Here is a 19,017-nt window from a genome sequence, read left to right on the forward strand (position 1 = left end):
CTCGCACCTCAGACATCAGGAGTGGTATCCCCAAGTGCATCGGACTATTCCGACGTGGCCGGCTTGTACGCCCCGTGGAACGTCATCGGCACGTGATGACGCAACGTCGCAGTCGCAATCGGGCCCGCACTCGGGCGTTCGGCGTTCAACACGATCAACCGGGACCGCTTGTCGGACGGCCGGTGTTCGAGGCTGAGCAACCAGCCGCGACCCTCGCCCGGGTTCTCGGGGTCCTCGGCGAACAGGGGCTCGCACACGGTGTTGCCCCGCGTTGTGTAGCGATCCTGCGCTCCGGTCGTCGTGTCGACGGTCGTGATCGAATCGGGGTCGCCCCCGCGTACGGAGGCCTCCGCCAAGTACGTATAGCGGTGTGCGGTGGTCACGAGCCGCGGATCCACCTGCGGAAACTCGCATCCGAGATCGTTGAGTGGCTCACGCACAACGGCTTCGGTGTTGCGATTGATCCGCAAGCGGGTGAGCGTACCGCCGAACGCCGGGCCGGCCTTGTCGCGGAAGTTGCACAGGTAGTTGTTCCACTGCGTCCATCCGCCGGTCGCGTCGTGGGCGACGATGTCGACGACGGTGTCGGGTCCGGCTTCGTAGGCGTTCGCCACATGGAAGTGGAACAGCGAATCCGTCTCGATGCGGGTGGGTTTCCCGCCGTCGCGCGGTACGAGGACGATGGTCGTGCCCAACTCCGGCTTGTACGAGAGCGCCTCGCCGAACGGTCGCATCCCGAGCGCGACCGGGATGGGCCGGCTGACGACGAGCGGTCCGAGCACGAACACGAGATGACGCTCGGTGAGCGCGAAGTCGTGCACGAAACCGAGTTTGGGGATCGGCACCGTGCCGACGTTGTGCAGGCGTTTGGACTTGTCGAGCCGGTAGCAGCGGATCATCGGCCTCGGGAAGAAGTCGAGTCCGAAGTTGAAGACGTCACCGGTGTTCGGGTCGACCTTGGGGTGTGCGGAGAACGCACCGATGCGTTTGAGCGCGCCGTCGAAGGATTCGCTGCCGTACGTCTCGAGTGTCTCGGCGTCGAGGCGGTGCGGTCGTCCGCCTTCCCACAGCGTGTAGAGCACGTCGTCGTGGACCAGAACGCTGGTGTTGGACATGTTCTCCGGGAACTTCAGGGCATTGGCCAGCGGTCCACCGACGCGCTGGGTGTTGAACCCTTTGGGTGGGAGTTGGGTGTCGTCGGCGCGCTTGAAGCTTCGCGTGCGCACATACCGGTTGCGGTAGTGGACCCAATCGGACGAGATGTCGAGCCGCGACACCATGCCGTCGCCGTCGAAGATGTGGGTCATCGGATGACCGCCGATCTCGAAGCGACCCGGCCCGATCCGGTAGAGGACGCCACGCAGCGACTGCGGGATCTGTCCCTCGATGTCGTCGACGATGTAGTCGAACTCCTGATGCTGCGAATCCCACGGGGACTCGCCGCCGGTCTCGCGTGTACTCGTCCGGGTCAGGTCTGATACAGACATGACTGCAGAGTCTCAGAGCTGAGACAAAATAGGCAAGGGTGTTGCACGAGGGTGTGCTCTAGGATGGCGGAATGTCGAGCGCTGAAGACCTGACGAGCGCGGCGCGCGCCGTTGCGCGTCGAGTCGGCGTCGGCGCGCTCACCCTGGCCGCCGTGGCGAAGGAGGCGGGCATCAGCCGGGCCACCATCTATCGCCGGTACGCCTCGCGCGACCAGTTGCTCTCGGCCATCGTCTCTTCGGAGCTCGACGCGCTCGAGCGGGTCATGTTGAGCCGTCTGCGGTTTGCCGACGATCCACGGGACACGATCTACATGCTCGTCCGCGAGGTGCTCGACTACAACGCCAACAACGAGCTGGTCCAGGCCGCTCTACGGTACGACGCGGCGTCGTTGACCCCCTGGCTGATCCGGCGCGAGGGCCACCCGACACTGATCGACATCGTCACCGACCGCGCGCTGGCGTTCATCACCGAATCACCGGTTGCCCGATACCTGTCCCCCAGTCCCGAGGCCGCCGTCGAGTTCATGGTCAGCGCCGTGTGCGCCGAGCTCCTGTCCCCCGCCCGGTTTCTCACCCACGCCGACATCGCCAACCGGATCACCGATGCGATCTACCGGCCGCAGTCCGACACCGCCTGAGCCGAGGCCCTCTGGCGCGACGGTCGACGAGTCGGCGACGCGCTTCCGTGGGCGTCTACGCGCGTGCCGTCCCAAGGTAGGCCTCCTCGATCCGCTCGATGTCGGTCGCGAGCGCCGAGGCCGAATCCTCCAGGCCGACTTCGCCATGGACAAGGACCACGGCACGGTCGGCGATGCCGAGAGCCAGCCGCACGTGCTGTTCGACGAGGATCACCGCGGTCTTCTCGGTATCGGCGACGTCGCGCAGAACGGGCAGGATCGATTCGACGACGATGGGTGCGAGGCCCATGCTCAGTTCGTCGATCAGCAGCACCTTCGGGTTCTGCAGCAGTGCACGGGCGATGGCCAGCATCTGCTGCTCTCCGCCGGACAGGTCCCCGGCCGCCACCGTCAGTCGTTTGGTCAGCGACGGGAAGTGGCCGAGCACGTTGTCGACGGCCTCAGGACGCGCCCGTCCCCGCAGACGTGTTGCCAGGTGCAGGTTCTGTCGGGTGGTCAGGCGGCGGAACAGCGCCCGGTCGTCGGGCACGAGGACAAGTCCGGCACGGACCGCCGCGCGCGCGTCGCCCGGACGCACCGACTGTCCGGCGACCGTGACCTCACCACCGAGACGCGGCATCAATCCCGCCAGGGTCGTCAGCAGAGTTGTCTTCCCGGCACCGTTCGGTCCCAGCAGGGCGACGATCTCACCCGCGTTCACGGACAGCTCGAGGCCGTGAACACACGGGTTCCCTCGGCTGTATCCGGCGTCGAGGCCGTGGCATTCCAGCACCGTCACGACATCTCCTTCATTGGTTCGGGTTCGGCTGCCATCGCCGACGACGGGGTGCCCAGATAGGCCCCGACGACGGCCGGTGACGTGCGTATCTCATCGGGGGTGCCGTCGGCGATGACGGCGCCGAGGTCGAGCACGATCACCCGATCGCAGAGGCTCAGCACGAGGTCCATGTCGTGATCGACCAGGACCATCGAGACCCCATGTGCGCGAGCCGCTCTCAACCGGTCACCCAGCCATCGGCTCTCGGTGCTGTCGAGTCCGGCCGCCGGCTCGTCGAGGAGCGCGACCCTCGGTTGACCGGCGAGCACCCGTGCGACCGCGACCAACTGGCGCTGTCCCTGTGAGAGGTCGGCGGCCGGGACCTCGCGAAGGTGATCGATCTCGAGCATGTGCAACACCTTTCGCACGTTGTCCGACGTGTCGCCGGGTGCGCGCTGTGCCGCGATGGCCAGGTTCTCGGCGACCGACAGTTCGCCGTAGAGCTCGATGTCCTGGAAGGTGCGGCCGAGTCCCGCGCGGCTGCGACGATGTGGCGCCAGACCGTCGATGGACTCGCCGTCGAGCGACACCGTGCCGTCGGCAGGTGCGAAGCCGCTGATGGCGTCGATCAACGTGGTCTTGCCGGCACCGTTCGGTCCGATCAGTCCCACGATCTCGCCGGCCCGGACGTCGAAGCCGACGTCGCGGACTGCGGTGACGGCGCCGTAGCGAACGGTGACGTCGCGGATGGAGAGGATGACCGAGCCGGTTGGCGGCGCGGGTGTATCGGCAACCGGCGTTGCAGGTGGTTCCACCGGTTGCTCGGCGGCGGGCCGTGCGGTGCGTCGACCCGGGTACGGCAACTTGTGGAGATAGCCGACCAGGCCGTCGGGGTTGGTGACGACGGTGAGCACCAACAGGATTCCGCTGACGAGCATGTAGTAGTCGCCGAAGGATGCGTACTTGTCGACGGCGAAGTACATCACGCCGCCGGGTGCGATGACGCCGGCCAGGATCGCCCCGGAGATCGAGGTGACGCCCGCGACATAGGTCACCGCGAACAGTCCGATGCCGGCGAACACGGCGTATGTCCCGGCAGTCGCCAGGGTCTGTTGATACGCGAGCAGTGCGCCGCCGAGTCCCGCGAGAAAGGATGCGATGGCAAAGGCGATGAGCTTGGTGACGCCGACGTTGATACCGGCTGCGGCCGCCGACCTCTCGTTGGCGCGGACCGCGAGCATCGACGCGCCCAGCCCACTTCGTCGCAGCGCCGCGACGCCGTAGGCGGCGACCGTCAGGACGACGAGGCACAGGATGCCGAACGCGAGACGCGGATAACCCTCGCCCGCACCGATGCCGAGGTCGATGCCGAAGATCGACGGCGAATCGACCGGTGCGCCTTGCAGACCGCCGTTCAGGGACGGGTTGCGGAACCAGAATGCCTCGCAGAAGACCGCGAGCGCGAGGGTCGCGACCATCAGCGGCAGGCCACGCACTCGCAGGGCCGGCAGCCCCACGATCACGCCGATGACCATCGCAGCGCAGGCGGCGAGAAGAGGTGCGAGCGGGAACGGCAGGTTGAGGTCCTCGGTCAGCCTGCTCAGCGCGTACGCTCCCACGCCCGCCAGGGTCAGTTGGGCCAGCGACACCTGCCCGGCGTACCCGGTGACCACGACCTGGGAGAGCGCGATGATCCCGTAGATCATCGTGGCGATCACCGCCAGACGGAGAGAGCCGGACGTGGCGAGCAGGGCGATGACGGCGACGACGACGCCGATGATCCCGGGGACCAGCAGATGTTCGGGACGAGGTGAGCGGCCGAGGTCCTGGCGGATGACTGCTCCGCGTCCGGGCAGCGGTTGACCGCGGATGAGGAGGAACGCGATGATCAGGATCAGTGGAACCGCCTCTGCGACACCGGCGTCGGGCATCCAGTCCCAGGTCGCCTGGAGTTTGGTGGCCTCCGACTGGAGCATGCCGATGACGAGTCCCGCGCCGACCGTCACCGAGATCGCGGTGAAGTTGCCGACCAGCGCCGCGGCCAGTGCCGGCACGATGAACATCGTGTAGGCGACCGGATTGAGGGGCACGATCGGGGCGATGAGCACGCCGCCCAGGCCTGCGGTCGCCGATGACAATGCCCAGTTGGCGATGGCGATACGGTCCGGGGAGAGACCGGTGACGAGTGCACCCTTCTCGGATTCGGCGGCCGCCTCTGTAGCGACGCCGAAGCGGGTGTAGCGCAACACGAGTCCGGCGCAACTGGCGAGCCCGACGATGACGACGGCGAGCAGCAGCCGGTCGGTGGGCACCGCACTGGAGCCGATCTTGAAGGTGTCGACCTTGAAGATCGGGCCGACGCTGGGGGTGTTCTCTCCTACGCGCAGGGCGATGAGCGCCTGGATGACCAGCATCAGCCCGATAGCCGCGACCGCCTTGGCCAGAGCCGGTGCGGCGCGCATCGGCCGGAAGACGAGCAGGTAGAGGATGATGCCGAGGATCGCGGCGATCACCACGGAGATCAGCACGGCGACAGCGACTCCCACATCCGATCCGAGTGAGATGGTCGTCGGGAATCCGGGTATGGGGTTGAGGAGTTCACCTTGACGCAGGAAAGCGTAGGTGTAGGCGGCATACAGGGCCACGGCACCGGTGGCGAAGTTCACCACGCCGGAGCTCTTGAAGGTCATCACCAGGGCGAGGCCGAGTGCGGCGAAGACGGCCCCGTTGCCGAGGCCGAGAACCAGGAACGCGAGATGGTCAGTCATGGAACTCCTCGATCGGGGCCACGCCGGAACGTGGCCCCGATCTGGTCGGAATCAGTTGTTGGTGACGACGGTGTTCTCGAGCTTGGCGTCCGCAGTCACGTCGCTGACCAGGATCGCCTTGCTGCACAGGGACGTCAGCGGCGGGAAGGCCTTGCCGTCGCAGGTGAACGTGATACCCGGCGCGGCGGGCAGCGGGACATCCTTGGCCTCCGACAGAGCCTTCTTGAAGGCCTGAGCGTCGACGGTGCCCTCCAGGCCCTTCAGCTCACCGAGCGCAGCGACGACCTGGTAGCCGATGTAGGCCAGACCGGCGGGATCGGTGTCGGGGGCGTACTGCGCCATGACACTGCGGTACAGGGTGACGCTCGGGTCGTCGGAGCTGAGGTTGACGGTGGTGAACGCCTTGGACCCGGACACGGCCTCGTTGCCGACGGCGTCGAGGACCGGCTTGTCGAGGCAGCTGGCGATCAGGTACTTCTTGGCGTCCGGTGCGACGGTCTGCAGGGTTTTGAGCACCGAGATGCACTGGCGGGTGTCGCCGAGGACGGTGACCGCGTCGGGATTGTCGGCGAGGCCGGCGGTGATCTGCGGGGTCAGGTCTGCGGCGCCCACCGGGATGGTGACGACGTTCAGCTCGACGTTGGCCTGCTTGAACATCGGCTCGCCGAGGGCCTTGACCGATGCGGCTGCGTCGCCTGAGTCGCCGATGATGAGGGTGACCTTCTTGAGGCCGTCCTTGGCGGCGGTGGCGGCCTGGCCGGCGAGCACCGCGACGATGCCGCCGGAGAGCATGAACGATCCGGGGGTGGCCATCTCGGCCTGCGAGACCGGTGCCTGCGCGACGAAGGGGATGCCCGCGCCGGCGATGATCGGCAGCATGACCGCGCCCTGCGCACCCAGCGGCGACACGACGGCCGAGACCTTCTCCTCGACCATCTGGTTGGCGCACTTGGTCGCCGAAGCGGGTTCTTCCTGCTGCTTGCACACGACGAGGTCGATCTTGTGGCCGCCGATGCCGCCGCCGTTGTTGTTGAGGTAGTCGACGGCCGCTTCGCTGCCCTCACGCACCATCGGCGTCGTCACCGCGCCACCCTCGGGCACGATCAGCCCGAGCTTGATCGGGTCGCCGGTCGCGGCGTTGCTGGGCAGCGCGCTGGTCTCCCCGGCGCTCGAACTGTCGGAGCTGTCGTCGGCGCACGCCGTGAGGGCTCCGAGGGCGAGCACGCCTGCGCAACCGATGACCGTGGTTGTCCGCAGCACGCGCTTGAGTGCAAGTGGTGATCTCAACTGCAATCCCTTCGATAGGAGATGCCAGGACCGAGGTGCCCGGCGTCGAGGCGACTGTAACCCCGACAGATGTCGGGTATGCGTAGTTTTGTGATTCTGTGCGCCACCTCGATTCTGTTGCAGTGCAACCCAATTCGAATCAGGGCGCATAGAGCAGCATCGAGCCGCGATGGCACCTTCCGCCATACTCCGACGCGACGTCCGTCGATGACCCACCCCGCTGGGCCGCCTCACCCGCATGGCGCTCACCATCCCTCGGGACGTGCGACGACACCACGCAGTCGACGTGTCGTGCGTCACATTGGACTTAGAGGCAAAAGTTAGATGACCATCCAGAAATTGGTGGGCGAATGTAAGAATTGGTCCTCACGAGCGGCATACTGCAACTCGACCCAGCGACGGACGGAGGCCCTCCATGACCGACGCCGCGCCTGTCGGCCGTCGAGAGAAGAACAAGCAGCAGACCCGTGACCGGCTGGTGACCGCGGCACGCGAGTTGTTGGGCATCCGCGGAGCCGACGCCACGGTCGAGGAAATCGCCGAACGCGCCGAGGTGTCCCGGGCGACCTTCTTCAACTATTTCCCCAGCAAAGACGACCTGGTCGGCGCGCTGTACGCCGAACTGATGGGCGTGTTCGGACGGGTTGTCGACGCAATGTTGCGCCGGCCGGTCAGTACCCATGACCGGGTCGTGGGCGTCTTCATCGACTTCGCGCAGTCCTCGGTGGCCGATCCCGATTACATGCGCGTCGTCACCGGTGAGATCGAGCGTCTGGCGACGGCGTCGGAGGGCCTGGGAGAACGCAGCCACCTGTTCACCGCGCAGGTGCAGCGGCTGCTCGAGCCGGGCTTGGAGCAGGGCGATCTGCGGACGGATCACCCGGTGGAGTTCCTCGCCCAGATGGTGGCGGCGATCTACTTGTCGACTATGCGCTACTGGCGGATCGACCCGGATCTCGACATCACCGAGACATTCGAGCGCGCCGGACGATATGCGGCCGAATCGATCGTTCCTCGGTAAGTCTCAGCTGTGTTCCGGTCGCGGAACGTCGGCCTCCCACCGTGCGCGGCGCTCGTCGTCGGACTGCTCCCACCACGGTGTTCCGCGCTCCCCCAGCGCGACCTTCGCGGCCTGAACGCCGGCGCGTGACTCGGGTGCACCCTTCGTGCGTTTCACGTCGCGTCGCCACGCCATCAGGATCGACTGAAGTTCGGACCGACGGTCGTCGGGAATGAGCGGATCCGTTGCACGCCATTTGCGGCCGTTGATCACGATGTGATGGCCGTCGGGGGTGTGTTCGGGATCGGACATGGGTTCCACGGTGCCACGATCTGCATCTTCTAGTTCCGAGCCGTTGTTTCGACGCCTGGACAGCTATACCCTATAGCTGTGGCTACAGGATATAGCTCAACGCGACGGTCGGAGCGTCGGCAGACGACGATCGACGAGGCGATCCGTCATGCACGCGACATCATCGCCGAGCAAGGAGCCGGCGCGGTCTCCATCTCCGAGATCGCCCGGCGGATGCAGATGCGGCCGCCGTCGCTCTACAAGTACTTCCCGTCGCGCAATGCCCTGTACGACAGGCTGTTCGAGGTCGGAAACCTCGAACTCAGCGCGTTCGTCGACGCTGCACGCGCGGGCCGTGAACCCGGGTTGGACGGGTTGCTCGAACAGTCGCGGGCGATCATCCGGTGGTCGATGACGGAGCCCGGGCTGGCGGCCCTGCTGTTCTGGCGTCCGGTGCCCGGCTTCGAGCCGAGCGAGGCGGCGTTCGCGCCGGCGCTGGCGATCGTGGACCAGGCTCGCGAGGATCTGGCGACCGCAGTCGCGCGCGGTGAACTCGGCCCCGACGCCGACTCGGAGGATGCCCTGCGACTCCTCACCTCGGTCGTCTCGGGGATCGGTTCGCAGCAGATGTCGAACGAACCGGGCGCGACCTACGAATCCGGTTCTTATACACGACTACTCGACGACGCCCTACAGATGTGGGTGCGCCACTATTCGCCCTGAGCAAGCCTCGGGGCACGGAAGGAAGGAACCATCATGCGTCAGGATCTGACCAGCGACTCGGTGTCGCGCCACATCGACGCGAGCCCCGAAGAGCTGTACGACATCGTCTCCGACGTCACGCGAACACCCGAATTGTCCTCGGAGATAGCGGATGTGAAGTGGGTGGACGGCGCCACCGGTCCAGCCGTCGGCGCGCGGTTCCGAGCGCGGAACTCGGCCGGGCGTGGACCGGACTGGTTCAACAAACCTGTCATCACCGTCGCCGACCGAGGACGCGAGTTCACCTTCGAGCGCACCGAATGGATCGGCGGAACCCTGCGCTGGAGCTATCGTTTCGATCCCGATGCCACCGGCACGATGGTCACCGAGTCCTACGAGGTGACCGAGCCGTTGAACTCGTTCGGCTGGTTCCTCATCGGCACGCTCTACGGACTCAAGGACCGGAAAACCGATCTGCGGCACGGCATGACGGAGACACTCGAGCGGCTCGCGGCGATGGTCCGCCAGCCGGTGTGACGCTAGTCCGACTCGTGGAAGGCTCCGGCGTGCACCGTGGCGTCGGGGCCGAGTGGGCGTCGCAGTGACCACCGTTCGGTGAGCTTGCTGGCCGACATCTTCCATTCGCCGCCCTCGACGACGTACTCGTCGTCGTACTCCCCTGTCATCACGGTTTCGGTGCGGTCGATCAGGTTCACCTGACGGAACTTCAGGGTCCACCGGCCGGTGGCCGTGGTCTCCGAAGTCAGCGTGATGTCGGGGTGGAGGCCGTGGTGCATGTCGAAGATGGCGTACTCCCCGCCCACCTTGTGCCGAGCCACCTGGTCGAAGATCTTCGCCATCGGCTCTGCGTCGTCGAAGATGCCGAGCCGGCCGTAGTCGATGCGTGCACCCTGAGCGATGAAGCAGCTGCGAAAACCATTGACGTCCTTGGCATCACAAGCACGCCAGTAGCGGTGCTTGAGCTGCTTGATGGCCTCGATGTGCGCGAGTTCATCGAGACGACGAGTGGCGTCGGTGTCCATGTGTTCACCTTAAGGGCTCGGCGGTCAGGCTACGGCGAGCATCTGCGACAACATCGGCGCCAGCAACGGGAGTTGGATACCAGGTCCGGGGTCTGCCCCCGGCGGAACCGGGGCCATGGAGATGCGACGCGACTGGGCCCAAGCTGCGCACAGTAGAGTCCGGGCATGTCCAGCACAGCGGTTGTCACCGGCGCCGGTCGCGGTATCGGCCTTGCTTTCGCCCGTCGTCTCGCGCAGGAAGGGCACCTGGTGATTCTCACCGACGTCGATGGCGAGGCGGCCGACCGCGCCGCGGCCGAGATCGGCGGAGGCGCAGTCGGCCTGCAGCAGGACGTGCGGGACATCTCGTCACATCGTCGGATAGCCGAAGAAGCCGCCGCACTCGGGCGGTTGAGCGTCTGGGTGAACAATGCCGGCGTGCTCTACGCGGGAGCGGCGTGGGAGCACTCCGACGAGGAGATCGCGACCATCCTCGACGTGAATGTGCGTGGTGTCATGGCGGGATCGGCCGCCGCGGTCGCCCAGATGCGCCACACCGGCGGCGGAGTCATTCTCAATGTCGCGTCCCTCTCGGCGCTCGCACCCGTGCCAGGTTTGGCGCTGTACGCCGCCACCAAAGCGGCGGTGTTGTCCTACACGACGTCACTGGAAGGCGATGTGCGGCACGCAGGCCTGCCCATCCGGGTTCGTGCGCTATGCCCGGACGTGGTGAATACGCAGATGGTCACCTCGCACGCGAACGACCCGGGTGCCGCGATGCTCTTCGCCGGCCCCCGGCCACTCGACGAGGCGGCGGTCGTTCAGGCCGGTATGGAACTCATGAGCAGCCGTCAGGTGTTCCGGGTACTGCCGCGGTGGCGAGGGGTGATCAGCCGCGCCGGAGATCTCGCGCCCAGCGTCGGCCTCGGACTCATCGGTGCGATGCAGAAACTCGGTAGGCGTCGGCAAGCTCGCATGTGACGCTCGTGTGCTTGGCGCACGAAGACGTGGCGCCCACGGCACCGGCCAAATGTACTGATGGCGGGGCGCCGAAGTGTTCGGGATCGGTGTCCCACGTTTGACGGACCCGCTGGCCCTCACGTGTCCTGTGACAGACAGCGCCACGTGTCTGCTGTGCGACGAACCAGGTATGACCGGACCCACGGTGAGCTCGGAATTCAGCCATTTTGAGTGAGTCCGGCCACGATCGGGCCGTTTTCTAAGGATTCGCTCAGGTCAGCATGGTTAGCCTCGCTGTGTCCGTTCCGAGACCTAATCGTTACCGAAACAGAAATGCTGTGCCCTTGAATTTCCTGAACGCTCATCGCTCACCCCAGACCCGCACCCGGAAGGCAGTGCGAGCGGTCGCACTCGCGGCCTTCGCAGGCACCGCCGGCCTGACGATCGGCACCGCGGCACAGGCATCGGCCCAGCCCGCGCCGCCCGCCCCGCATATCGCGCTGCCGGAGAACGTGAAGATGCCGGCCGGCCTCGTCCTGCCGCCTGAGGTCGACAAGTTCGCTCGTGACATCCTGCCGCCGTCGGTGTTCACCCCCGGTGCCCCCGGCATGCGGAAGGCCGTCAAGCCGGTCAGCGGCACCGTGACTTCCGGGTTCGGCCCGCGTTGGGGAACCAACCACAACGGAGTCGATATCGCCAACAAGATCGGTACCCCCATCTACGCCGTCACCGACGGGGTCGTCCTCGAGTCCGGACCGGCCTCGGGCTTCGGCCAGTGGGTCCGCGTCAAGCAGGACGACGGCACCACCGGTGTCTTCGGCCACGTCGACCAGAGCTTCGTCCGTCCCGGGCAGCATGTGACCGCCGGTCAGAAGATCGCCACCGTCGGTAATCGCGGCCAGTCCACCGGCCCCCACCTGCACTACGAGGTCTGGGATGCCAACGGCAAGAAGATCAACCCGCAGGTGTGGCTGAACCAGCGCGGCGTCCACCCGTGACGGAAGCTTCTTCCTGAGTCCTAACGTCGGAGCCGGCGTGTACTGCGAATCGCGTACACGCCGGCTCCCACTGCTAGGACGACCATCCCAGCGAGCACGGAGGTGAGCGGCAACGTGAACGCCACCACCAGGCACCCGAGGACACCCACCACGGGGATGGCTCGCGCGGGACGGTTCTCCTCGCGAGACAGGGTGAACGCCGACGCGTTGGCGATGGCGTAGTAGAGAAGTACGCCGAACGACGAGAACCCGATGGCGGCACGGACATCAGCGGTGGCGGCGACGACTGCAACCACCGCACCGACTACCAGCTCGGCGCGATGCGGGACCTGCGTCCGCGGATGCACCGCGGCGAGCGTCCGCGGCAGATGACCGTCGCGGGACATCGCGAGCACGGTCCTTGAGACGCCGAGAATCAGCGCGAGCAGGGACCCGATTGCCGCGACCGCAGCACCGACGCGAACGACCGGGACCAGCCAGTCGACACCCGCCGATTCCGCGACCGCCGTCAAAGGTGCTGCCGCGTCGCCGAGTTCGTCGGCGCCCAGAATACTGATCGCCGCGGTCGCGACCAGCGCGTAGACCACGAGGGTGAGTCCCAGGGAGATGCCGATCGCGCGAGGAATGGTGCGGGCGGGGTCCCGGACCTCCTCGCCCAGCGTCGCGATCCGCGCGTAACCCGCAAAGGCGAAGAACATCAAACCCGCCGCCTGCAGGACGCCGAGAACGCTCGCGTCCGAGCTCAGCGTCAGACGGTCGGGACTGGCAACGTCGGACGTGAACGCCGACACCACCACCGCGGCCAGCACCGCCAGCACGAAGGCGACGATGATCCGTGTCAGCCACGCCGCCTTCTGCACTCCCGCGTAGTTCACCGCGGTCAACGCGACCACGGCGGCAACCGCGACGGTGTGGGCGTGATCCGGCCACACGTACACCCCGACCGTCAGCGCCATTGCCGCGCACGACGCGGTCTTGCCGATGACGAACGCCCACCCGGCGAGGTAGCCCCAGAACTCGCCGAGGCGCTCCCGGCCGTACACGTAGGTGCCGCCCGACACCGGATAGAGGGCCGCCAGCCGCGCGGAAGATGTTGCGTTGCAATAGGCGACGACACCGGCGATCGCGAGGCCGACGAGGAGCCACGACCCGGCAGCCGCAGCCGCCGGGGCGAGGGCGACAAAGATTCCGGCGCCGAGCATCGCCCCGAGGCCTACCAGCACCGCGTCGTGAAGACCGAGCGCCCGACGCAGCGGGGCCTGGGAGTCCGTCATCGAATTCCTTTGTTCAGTGGTTGCACGACGCTGTGGAACCTGAAGCGTCGCTAGGGCGAGGCCGCGTGGCCGCTATTGAGTGTCGGGCCTCGGGCTGGGTAATCGCCACCCGAAGGTCGCGGTCGGTGGCGCGTCTTTCGCGTACAGCCGTGCGGGGCGTCCGCCGCCGACCCGCGTCGCAGGTTTACCCTCGGCGTCGAGCTGCGGTGCGAGCAATGGTTGCGCGCGCCGGTTGAACGAGTCCCGCATCAGCCGCCGTCCGAGGATCGCTTCATGCAGTTCCCGCAGCTCCGACAGCGTGTACGGAGGTCGCAGGAGATTGTCCGGGTCGGGCTGGTCTTCGTAGCGTTCGCGGAGTTTGTCGGTGGCCGCTGCAATGATCTCGGCGTGGTCGTAAAGGACCTGCTCTCCTGACGCCAACTTCCCCGCTGACGTCACGGGTGCGAGTTCACCCGTGACGTCGGACAACTCGGCGGCCGGCAGGGCCACAGCATGCGCGACCGAGATCGTCCATCCCCGAGGATCCCGGTCAGGATCACTGAAGACCGCCAGCAGGTGCGGTCGGACGTGATCGGGCGACAGCCCCAGTTTCAGTTCGAGCACCTCGCGCACCGTCTCCTCGACGGTGCGCCGCTCCCGGACGAACCGCCCCGGCAACGCGGCTCTCCCCTGCTCGTCGCGCTGGATCACCACATTCAGCGTGCCGTCGGAAACGGTGAGAACCGCGATGTCGACGGCCACGTTCGGTCGCGGGTAGTCGGTGAGCGTCGTCGAACCAGTGGCCACAACCAAAAAGACTATGCGAATGTCTGCGCAAAGATCTATTCTCAGAAACGCGCAAAGTCACCGTCTCGCGCGAACGTCGAGGCGGAGGAAGGAATGACAATGAAACTCTCCGCTGCTCTGGACGTCGAGATGGTGGCCCATGAGACCGCCGATGAAGTGACCGTTCTGCTGGAACTGCAGGCTCCCGCCGGACCAGAAACCACACGCACCCCCACTGCTGTGCAGGTGGTGCTCGACCGGAGCGGGTCGATGTCCGGCAGCCCGCTCGAGGGTGCGAAGAAGGCGCTCGCCGGTGTTGTCGCGCAGCTGGATCCGTCGGATGCGTTCGGCGTGGTCACCTTCGACGACGACGCGCAGGTGGTCGTGCCGGCCGCTCCCCTGTCGGACAAGCAGCGCGCGGTGGACGCGATCGGGTCGATCGTCGCCGGTGGCTGCACGGATCTGTCGTCGGGCTACCTGCTCGGGCTGCGGGAACTGCGTCGCAGCGCCCAGACGGCCGGAATCCAGGGCGGCACGGTACTGATCATCAGCGACGGCCACGTGAACCGCGGCATCGTCGACGTCGACAAGTTCGCGAGTGTTACGTCGAAGGCCGCTGGCGACGGCATCGTCACGTCCACGCTCGGTTACGGGCGTGGCTACGACGAGACGCTGCTGTCGGCGATGGCGCGCGCCGGCAACGGCAACCACGTGTTCGCCGACAACCCGGATGCGGCGGGTGCGGCGATCGCCGGTGAGGTCGAGGGTCTGTTGTCGAAGTCGGCGCAGGTGGTGACGCTGACCGTGCGGTACGTCCCGCAGGTGCAAGAGTTGTCGCTGTACAACGACCTGCCGGCACACCAGACCGCCGACGGCGAGGTGATGATCGAGCTCGGCGACTTCTACGCGCTCGAGGAGCGGAAGCTGTTGCTGCGGATGAAGGTCGACGGGATGGCCGCGCTCGGGCTGGCGCAGATCGCGACGCTCGAGTTGCGGTACGTCGAGACCTCGACGCTCACCGAACACACGGTGACGCTGCCCATTTCGGTGAATGTGGTGCCGGGCGACGAGGCGTCGGGTCGCGTGCCGGATCCGAAGGTCGAGTCGGAGCGGTTGTACCAGGAGGGGCAGGCGGCGAAGCTCAGGGCGTCGAAGGCATTCGAGGCCGGAGATCTGGATACCGGCAACGAGCTGCTGGGCGAATCGGCGTCTCAGCTTCGACGGGCCTCGGTGCTCGCTTCGCCCGAGGAGTTCATGGCGATCGAGCAGGAGCTGCGGAGCATTGAGGTGTTGGGCGCGCAGGCGAGGGTCGAGGGTGCTGGGTACGCGTCGAAGATGTCCCGGGACTCGTACCACCTCTCGAACCGGAAGCGGGGGCGCCGGCGGGCGTAATGGGTTGTAGTCGGCGTGTGGCCACCTGGCTTGGGCTCGGTGGCCACACCTGTCCTCGGCGGCGTCACCGCACCCCCGTTCGCGCAGGACGTGGAGGCGTACTCGATTCGGAGAAGTTCGGCGCTGCGAGTTGGTTCCCGTGGACTGCCTAGGGTTCACACTCCACAGCGAGCAGGATCAGATGGCGGAATCGTCGGGTCACGCTAGTCTGTTCGGCGAGGGTGGGGCGCCGTCGGGGCGCGCGAGCGTGAGGGGGTCTTGTGACGACACCGTTCTCAGATGACTCGGTGTTTCCCAGACTGGGTCCACCGGTGCCATCGAATCCAGCCGGAGCTGACTATCAACTCCTCTCCGAGCGCGCACTGTGGGAGCGCCGGGCAGAGGTCGCGAGAGACGCGGCGAAGGAGCTATCAGCGGCGAAACGGCTACTCGCAGGGGCAAGTCGTACAAACAAGCTCGGAGAATGCACTGAAGGCCGGGACGTTACGAAGGCCGTCCGATCTGCGATCGAGTCCCTCTCGGCAGAGTTAACAGATCAAGCTCTGAGAGCCACTGCACTGAGCGAACAGTGCAGCTCTGCTGTCTCAAGCTTCGAAGACGTGGACGCTAGAGGTGCCGCCAGTCTTGAACAATAGGTACCGGAAGATCACATCGACGTTGATCGCCGTGGGCGCCATCGTGACTGGAATCGGACTGTCGGCCTGCGGCGTTGCCGGTTCGCCCACACCAACGAGTTCGTCTGGTCCGCACTCGTCAGCGGCAACCGGAGTTCGTCAGACGGACGACGCTGGACGGCGGCTTCCATTCGACACTGAGTTTCCAGATCGTTGGAGTAGCAATAACGACGGCACTTCGTACGAGCCTTGCACCCAAGTGCCTGAGGAAGTTGTTCGACGCTTCGGGCTCGACGTGGAGTCCGTAGGCGATGTCGCAGGGTCGAACTTTCAGACAGCCCGCGGTTGTCAGTGGAGCTATACGAACAATGAGTTGTCATTCCTGTCGCAGTTCGTTGGAGATCTAGACCGGCCGCAAGGCGGTCTCTCTGCGCACAAAGAGGAGTACGCCGCCACGAGCTGGCACCCAGACATCGAGATTAAAGGTCGGCGAGTAATCCTCGGGTCCACGGGTCCGTCAGACTGCGCAGCTTACGTCCAGTCTGGGGAGGCCGTAGTCATAACCAATGTCGTCCTGATTGAGCAGAACCCGCCGCCCATCGAAGCTGTCTGCGCATCTGCGGCCGACTTCCTCCGCTCGACCATCGACGGCATTCCCGAGTAGGCTGACGACGCCGTTGTAGCGGCGTATGTAACGCAGCAAAACCGCAGCCGGCAACGCCCTGACGAAGATTCAGGCCACAGAAGTATGCGCGTAAGACTGATACCTCACTGGTGCGTCGTCCATCGTTGAGGCGGATTTCTCCGGACCCCACGTCAAAGATGCCGGTAAATGGGCAGCCATTCAGCGCCTGGGTGGCAACTCACTTCTTTAGCGATTGGTCGTGACACAGACCAACTTCACCAACTCGGCCCGATTCCGGACTCGCGTGGCCGCGAACACACGGCTGACATACTTCTTAACGGTGTCGACCCCCAGGTTGAGGATCGACGCAATCTCTTCGTTGGTGTGCCCGTCCGCAACGAGCTCAGCCAGCTCGATCTGCCGCGGCGACAGACACTCCCGCCACGATGGAAGCGGCTCCCCGGGAAGCAATTTCGCAAGGTTCGACAGTTGCCGCGACAGCAGACCCATGGCATGCAACCGCACGCGGTCCGGTTCCCTACCTTCCGAGTCGAACAACCCAACGAGCCCGTGACAATCGTTCGCGAGGTCGAGATGCATCACGGATGCACTGTGTAACCGCTTGCGGTACAGGAAGTCTTGTAGATAGCTGACCGAGTCGGTGGCGAGCCCGCCAATCTTGTCCGCCGAGATCGCCGGATTCTTCGACAGCGCTGCCCGCGATTGCGTGGAGGCGAAGACGTCCTTCGGGTACCACCGCGCTTGATACTCGTCGATCACCGGCATGATCCGCCCCGTCACCAGAGGGTTGGTGTCCGAGAACGCGGTGACAAAGGTCGGGCCGGTGAAGAACGTTGTGTTCAGACAGTCGTAGTGCTCGTGCAGCGCACCCATCAAGACGTTCTTGAACGCGTCGAGGGTATCCGCCTCCGAACATGCGTCCAGAATGGCGAAGACCCGCTCGTACTCGTCGGCGGGTAGCGCGACCGACTGACTGGCCAATCCCGTGCTCCTTCCTCCTGACGCGATTCCTGAACTGTACCGGTTCAATTGTGATGTGGAGCACATGCAACGCCATGCAACTGGCGCTACGGCAGGAAGCCCAGAGCAAACCGTCCACTTTCGTGCACTGTGTCACCAGTCACACTCTTTCTAGTCTTTGATCGTGGCCGACAGACCGCCGGCCGACAGATCGACAGGAGACTCGCATGAGCAGGCTTCGCTTCGGATACTTCATGGCGCCGTTCCACGCACCCGGCCGCAACCCCACCGCCGCCCTGGAACGTGACCTCGACCTGGTCGAACACCTCGACCACCTCGGCTACGACGAAGCCTGGTTCGGCGAGCATCACTCCGCCGGCAGCGAGATCATCGCCTCGCCGGAGATCATGATCGCCGCCGCCTCACAGCGGGCGAAGCGCATCCGCTTCGGCACCGGCGTCACCTCGCTCTCCTACCACAACCCCCTTTGGGCGGCCGACCGCATCATGCAGCTCGACCACCTCACCCGCGGCCGCACCATCTTCGGCGTCGGACCCGGTTCCCTACCGACCGACTCCGCGATGATCGGCCTCAACCCCACCGACACCCGCGAACTCCTACAGGAGAACCTCGACATCGTCGTGCGACTCCTCCGTGGCGAGACGGTGTCCGCGAAGACCCGCACCCACGAACTTTTCGACGCCAAGCTCCAGCTGGCGCCCTACTCGGCCGACGGCATCGACGTAGTGGTCGCCGCAGTGGCGTCGCCCACCGGACCGCGACTCGCCGGCACCCACGGTCTCGGGTTGCTGTCGATCGGCGCGACGCTCTCCGCCGATGGTTTCGACGCCCTCGGCCACCACTGGAACGTCATGGAGGAACGCGCTGCGGCCAACAACGTGACCGTCGACCGCAGCAAGTGGACCCTCGCAGGACCGTTCCACATCGCCGAGACAGAGGCCGAGGCGTATCGCCAGGTTGAATACGGCATCGAGCAGTGGTTCGACTACTTCCAACACGTCGCCGCATTCCCTCAGATGGCGGTCTCCGGAAACAAACTCACCGAGATGATCGACTTCATCAACCAGGCGGGCATCGGCGTCATCGGTACTCCGGAACAAGCCCGAGCCCAGGTCCAACGTCTATGGGATCAATCGCAAGGCTTCGGATGCCTGCTGCAGATGGGCCACGACTGGGCGAACCCGCAGGACACCAAGCGTTCCGCGGAACTCTTCGCCCAGGAAGTGTTCCCGCACTTCCAGGGACAGGCGCAGGCGACGCTCGACGCCGCTGAGCACGCGCGTGCTGTGCGCGAAGGCCACGCCGCGAAGCAGCTCGAGGCTGTCGACCACATGACGCGCAAATACCAGCAAGAACTCGCGTCGAAGGGCTGAAATTCACCGTCTCTCAACACAACAGCACACCGGCTTCGTACGAGCATCATTCTGCGACGATG

Annotated in this window: 18 protein-coding genes; 9 read left to right on the forward strand and 9 right to left on the reverse strand. The window is 65.8% G+C overall.

Going from position 1 to position 19,017, the window contains the following annotated elements:
* Positions 1 to 44 precede the first annotated feature (44 nt).
* Positions 45 to 1,487 carry a carotenoid oxygenase family protein gene (locus tag PWF70_RS12030; protein ID WP_283349207.1) on the reverse strand — a complete coding sequence of 481 codons (1,443 nt, stop codon included), beginning with the start codon at positions 1,485 to 1,487 and terminating at the stop codon, positions 45 to 47.
* 71 nt (positions 1,488 to 1,558) lie between these two features.
* On the opposite strand from PWF70_RS12030, the gene PWF70_RS12035 reads away from it, so the two are divergent.
* Entirely contained in the window at positions 1,559 to 2,125 is a 567-nt protein-coding gene (locus PWF70_RS12035) for a TetR/AcrR family transcriptional regulator (protein ID WP_241548929.1), read from the forward strand.
* A 55-nt stretch (positions 2,126 to 2,180) separates the two neighbouring features.
* Here the strand turns inward: PWF70_RS12035 and PWF70_RS12040 are convergent, their stop codons facing one another.
* The 3 genes from PWF70_RS12040 to PWF70_RS12050 are packed head-to-tail and all read right to left on the reverse strand — an operon-like array spanning position 2,181 to position 6,937.
* The gene (locus tag PWF70_RS12040) at positions 2,181 to 2,903 is read right to left on the reverse strand and encodes an ABC transporter ATP-binding protein (RefSeq protein ID WP_241548928.1); all 723 of its coding nucleotides are present in this window, start codon (positions 2,901 to 2,903) and stop codon (positions 2,181 to 2,183) included.
* Complete coding sequence (locus PWF70_RS12045; protein ID WP_280089093.1) at positions 2,900 to 5,650, reverse strand: branched-chain amino acid ABC transporter permease/ATP-binding protein; 2,751 nt, start codon at positions 5,648 to 5,650, stop codon at positions 2,900 to 2,902. The genes PWF70_RS12040 and PWF70_RS12045 overlap by 4 nt, the downstream gene beginning before the upstream one ends.
* Positions 5,651 to 5,701: 51 nt before the next feature.
* Entirely contained in the window at positions 5,702 to 6,937 is a 1,236-nt protein-coding gene (locus PWF70_RS12050) for an ABC transporter substrate-binding protein (protein WP_283349205.1), read from the reverse strand.
* Positions 6,938 to 7,352: 415 nt separating this feature from the next.
* Between PWF70_RS12050 and PWF70_RS12055 the strand changes: the two genes are divergently transcribed.
* On the forward strand, positions 7,353 to 7,958 hold the full coding sequence (locus tag PWF70_RS12055; RefSeq protein ID WP_005195081.1) for a TetR/AcrR family transcriptional regulator: 606 nt from the start codon (positions 7,353 to 7,355) through the stop codon (positions 7,956 to 7,958).
* 3 nt (positions 7,959 to 7,961) lie between these two features.
* Here PWF70_RS12055 and PWF70_RS12060 read toward each other — a convergent pair whose 3' ends face one another.
* Positions 7,962 to 8,249: a hypothetical protein gene (locus PWF70_RS12060; RefSeq protein WP_283349204.1), complete on the reverse strand. Its 288-nt coding sequence runs from the start codon at positions 8,247 to 8,249 to the stop codon at positions 7,962 to 7,964.
* A gap of 78 nt (positions 8,250 to 8,327) precedes the next feature.
* Between PWF70_RS12060 and PWF70_RS12065 the strand changes: the two genes are divergently transcribed.
* Together PWF70_RS12065 and PWF70_RS12070 are read left to right on the forward strand one after the other, a co-directional pair.
* Positions 8,328 to 8,951, forward strand: a complete 624-nt coding sequence (locus PWF70_RS12065) for a TetR/AcrR family transcriptional regulator (RefSeq protein ID WP_283349203.1) — start codon at positions 8,328 to 8,330, stop codon at positions 8,949 to 8,951.
* Between the two features lie 33 nt (positions 8,952 to 8,984).
* Complete coding sequence (locus PWF70_RS12070; RefSeq protein WP_283349202.1) at positions 8,985 to 9,467, forward strand: SRPBCC family protein; 483 nt, start codon at positions 8,985 to 8,987, stop codon at positions 9,465 to 9,467.
* Positions 9,468 to 9,469: 2 nt separating this feature from the next.
* Here PWF70_RS12070 and PWF70_RS12075 read toward each other — a convergent pair whose 3' ends face one another.
* Positions 9,470 to 9,973, reverse strand: a complete 504-nt coding sequence (locus tag PWF70_RS12075) for a nuclear transport factor 2 family protein (RefSeq protein WP_283349201.1) — start codon at positions 9,971 to 9,973, stop codon at positions 9,470 to 9,472.
* Positions 9,974 to 10,138: 165 nt separating this feature from the next.
* On the opposite strand from PWF70_RS12075, the gene PWF70_RS12080 reads away from it, so the two are divergent.
* A complete protein-coding gene (locus PWF70_RS12080) occupies positions 10,139 to 10,933 on the forward strand; it encodes an SDR family NAD(P)-dependent oxidoreductase (protein WP_286352598.1) in 795 nt (264 codons plus the stop codon).
* Positions 10,934 to 11,256: 323 nt separating this feature from the next.
* A complete protein-coding gene (locus PWF70_RS12085; RefSeq protein WP_005195087.1) occupies positions 11,257 to 11,910 on the forward strand; it encodes a M23 family metallopeptidase in 654 nt (217 codons plus the stop codon).
* Between the two features lie 20 nt (positions 11,911 to 11,930).
* On the opposite strand, the gene PWF70_RS12090 is transcribed toward PWF70_RS12085, so the two are convergent.
* Together PWF70_RS12090 and PWF70_RS12095 are read right to left on the reverse strand one after the other, a co-directional pair.
* Positions 11,931 to 13,184, reverse strand: a complete 1,254-nt coding sequence (locus tag PWF70_RS12090) for an APC family permease (protein ID WP_286352599.1) — start codon at positions 13,182 to 13,184, stop codon at positions 11,931 to 11,933.
* 72 nt (positions 13,185 to 13,256) lie between these two features.
* Positions 13,257 to 13,970, reverse strand: a complete 714-nt coding sequence (locus tag PWF70_RS12095; RefSeq protein ID WP_286352600.1) for an NUDIX hydrolase — start codon at positions 13,968 to 13,970, stop codon at positions 13,257 to 13,259.
* A 99-nt stretch (positions 13,971 to 14,069) separates the two neighbouring features.
* On the opposite strand from PWF70_RS12095, the gene PWF70_RS12100 reads away from it, so the two are divergent.
* Together PWF70_RS12100 and PWF70_RS12105 are read left to right on the forward strand one after the other, a co-directional pair.
* Positions 14,070 to 15,341 carry a vWA domain-containing protein gene (locus PWF70_RS12100; protein ID WP_286352601.1) on the forward strand — a complete coding sequence of 424 codons (1,272 nt, stop codon included), beginning with the start codon at positions 14,070 to 14,072 and terminating at the stop codon, positions 15,339 to 15,341.
* Between the two features lie 678 nt (positions 15,342 to 16,019).
* Positions 16,020 to 16,619: a DUF3558 family protein gene (locus PWF70_RS12105; protein ID WP_286352978.1), complete on the forward strand. Its 600-nt coding sequence runs from the start codon at positions 16,020 to 16,022 to the stop codon at positions 16,617 to 16,619.
* A 207-nt stretch (positions 16,620 to 16,826) separates the two neighbouring features.
* Here PWF70_RS12105 and PWF70_RS12110 read toward each other — a convergent pair whose 3' ends face one another.
* Positions 16,827 to 17,582: a helix-turn-helix transcriptional regulator gene (locus tag PWF70_RS12110; protein WP_286352602.1), complete on the reverse strand. Its 756-nt coding sequence runs from the start codon at positions 17,580 to 17,582 to the stop codon at positions 16,827 to 16,829.
* 206 nt (positions 17,583 to 17,788) lie between these two features.
* Between PWF70_RS12110 and PWF70_RS12115 the strand changes: the two genes are divergently transcribed.
* Entirely contained in the window at positions 17,789 to 18,955 is a 1,167-nt protein-coding gene (locus PWF70_RS12115) for an LLM class flavin-dependent oxidoreductase (RefSeq protein ID WP_286352603.1), read from the forward strand.
* The last annotated feature ends 62 nt before the right edge of the window (positions 18,956 to 19,017 follow it).

The organism is Gordonia sp. Swx-4 (genome assembly GCF_030316175.1).
GTDB lineage: Bacteria > Actinomycetota > Actinomycetes > Mycobacteriales > Mycobacteriaceae > Gordonia > Gordonia alkanivorans.

What these genes read in the sequence shown, in the direction of transcription:
- PWF70_RS12100 (WP_286352601.1), top strand. Translation starts at nt 14,070, where the DNA reads ATGAAACTCTCCGCTGCTCTGGACGTCGAGATGGTGGCCCATGAGACC.
- PWF70_RS12045 (WP_280089093.1), bottom strand. Translation starts at nt 5,650, where the DNA reads ATGACTGACCATCTCGCGTTCCTGGTTCTCGGCCTCGGCAACGGGGCC.
- PWF70_RS12070 (WP_283349202.1), top strand. Translation starts at nt 8,985, where the DNA reads ATGCGTCAGGATCTGACCAGCGACTCGGTGTCGCGCCACATCGACGCG.
- PWF70_RS12075 (WP_283349201.1), bottom strand. Translation starts at nt 9,973, where the DNA reads ATGGACACCGACGCCACTCGTCGTCTCGATGAACTCGCGCACATCGAG.
- PWF70_RS12055 (WP_005195081.1), top strand. Translation starts at nt 7,353, where the DNA reads ATGACCGACGCCGCGCCTGTCGGCCGTCGAGAGAAGAACAAGCAGCAG.
- PWF70_RS12060 (WP_283349204.1), bottom strand. Translation starts at nt 8,249, where the DNA reads ATGTCCGATCCCGAACACACCCCCGACGGCCATCACATCGTGATCAAC.
- PWF70_RS12035 (WP_241548929.1), top strand. Translation starts at nt 1,559, where the DNA reads ATGTCGAGCGCTGAAGACCTGACGAGCGCGGCGCGCGCCGTTGCGCGT.
- PWF70_RS12115 (WP_286352603.1), top strand. Translation starts at nt 17,789, where the DNA reads ATGAGCAGGCTTCGCTTCGGATACTTCATGGCGCCGTTCCACGCACCC.
- PWF70_RS12090 (WP_286352599.1), bottom strand. Translation starts at nt 13,184, where the DNA reads ATGACGGACTCCCAGGCCCCGCTGCGTCGGGCGCTCGGTCTTCACGAC.
- PWF70_RS12080 (WP_286352598.1), top strand. Translation starts at nt 10,139, where the DNA reads ATGTCCAGCACAGCGGTTGTCACCGGCGCCGGTCGCGGTATCGGCCTT.
- PWF70_RS12030 (WP_283349207.1), bottom strand. Translation starts at nt 1,487, where the DNA reads ATGTCTGTATCAGACCTGACCCGGACGAGTACACGCGAGACCGGCGGC.